Source organism: Xylanivirga thermophila, assembly GCF_004138105.1.
Classification (GTDB): Bacteria; Bacillota; Clostridia; order Caldicoprobacterales; family Xylanivirgaceae; genus Xylanivirga; species Xylanivirga thermophila.
The window spans coordinates 1-1883 of sequence record NZ_RXHQ01000069.1 but is presented as its reverse complement, the minus strand read 5'-3'; the positions used below and the strand labels follow the sequence as shown (position 1 = coordinate 1883).

The 1883-nt window shown below is 39.3% G+C and carries 1 protein-coding gene; it reads left to right on the top strand.

All coding sequences use genetic code 11. The features are described 5' to 3' along the window. Nucleotides 1-114: 114 nt before the first annotated feature. Nucleotides 115-1398, top strand: a complete 1284-nt coding sequence (locus tag EJN67_RS13885) for an IS110 family RNA-guided transposase (protein ID WP_129725019.1) — start codon at nucleotides 115-117, stop codon at nucleotides 1396-1398. Nucleotides 1399-1883: the final 485 nt, after the last annotated feature.

Genomic DNA, 1883 nt, shown 5'->3' with positions numbered 1-1883 from the left:
AAAGCATTCCTGTAGTAAAGTAATTTGCCCTTTGTAAAAAGAGGCACCTCCTGATAAAATACTGGGTATAGAGTGTTGCAACACTTATCCCTAAATAATAAGGAGGTACCTCATATGAATTATACACAAAATGATAAGATAATGTCAATAACAGAACAGACATTAGTTGTAGGGGTTGATATCGCAAAGAAGGTTCATTATGCTAGAGCTTTTGACTATAGGGGCATTGAGCTTGGCAAGGTATTTAAGTTTGAGAACACTAGGGAAGGTCTAAAATCCTTTAGAGATTGGATGGTTGCCCTAGAGAAGAAAGAACATAAGTCTAGTAGTGTTGTTGGTATGGAGCCAACAGGCCACTATTGGCTTAACCTAGGTCACTTTTTAAAAGACCAAGAGATAAGGCTTGTCCTTGTAAACCCGTTTCACGTGAAGAGGAGTAAGGAATTGGACGATAATACGCCATCAAAGAGCGACAGCAAGGATCCAAAGACAATAGCTAAGCTAATGATAGATGGTAGATACTCAGAGCCCTATATACCTGAAGGTGTATATAGTGAGCTTAGGACAGTGATGAACTTAAGGGATTCAATAAGTAAGTCACTCATAAGAATTAAGAACCAAGTAATTAGGTGGTTAGATCAATATTTCCCGGAGTTTATGGTTGTTTTTAAAGATTGGGAGGGTAAAGCAGCGCTGATGACATTAAGAGAATTTCCGACTCCGGATAAAATAGTATCGATGGGTATTGATGGTGTGGTGACCACATGGAAGAGAGACATAAGTCGTGGCGTAGGTGTTAAACGAGCGACACAGTTAGTAAAGGTAGCCAAGGGTTCTATAGGTATTAGAGAAGGCCTACGAATGGCTGAAAAAGAGCTCTCCATGCTTCTTGGGCAATATGACCTATATAAGGAACAACTTGCAGAGGTAGAACATGAGATGGAAAAGTTGGCCTTACAGATACCAGGCGTACAAGAGATGCTTACCATAAAGGGTGTAGGTATAACTACAGCGGCAGGTTTTATGGCAGAGGTTGGGGATGTCAGTAGATTCTCGCATCCTAAGCAGATACAGAAGTTAGCGGGGTTAAATTTAGTTGAGAATAGTTCGGGCAAGCATAAGGGCAATACCACCATAAGTAAGCGTGGCAGGTCTAGGCTACGAGCTGTACTGTTTCGTGCAGTAATGCCACTTGTAAGTAAGAATGAAGAGTTTAAAGCCCTGCATAACCACTATACAACCCGAAGAGAAAACCCTCTAAAGAAGATGCAATCATTAATACTGCTGTGCTGTAAGCTGATAAGAATATTTTATGCCCTTATTAGTAAACAAGTAGCATATGACAGTGAAAGAGTAATACGTGACCTTAACTTTTTACAATTACAGGATGCAGCCTGATAAGCTTTGATAGAGTTTTCCACAGAAGCATATCAGACAGGATAATTAGAGTCAACATATCCATAGCTTGTCCATCACTGGTTCTTCAGTGAAAAAAGGTTGTGGAAAGCAACAAAGATATTTCTATAGTTTTGAAGTAATTGCACCTTGACAAAAGAAGCTGGGATTAGTCAGTGGAAAATTTCCTCCATTAGGGCAAAGACCCGGTAAGAAAGCATATACTGACATCCGCCTCTTGGATAAACTGTACGAAGGAATTGGGGACAAATGATCCTGTGAGACATGGAAGGGTAAGTTACCAGAGTAATAGCGGACATCCAATAGCAACCATATTTTGGATAAAACAGCATACGCTATTTAGGTTACCCTGTTATGCCCATATTATTACATTAATGTATGTACTATCCATATAGCTTCTTTTTTACAAGTCAAAATGCTGAGAACAATAGAGATATTAAGAGATAATTAAAGATTATAGAGGAAGG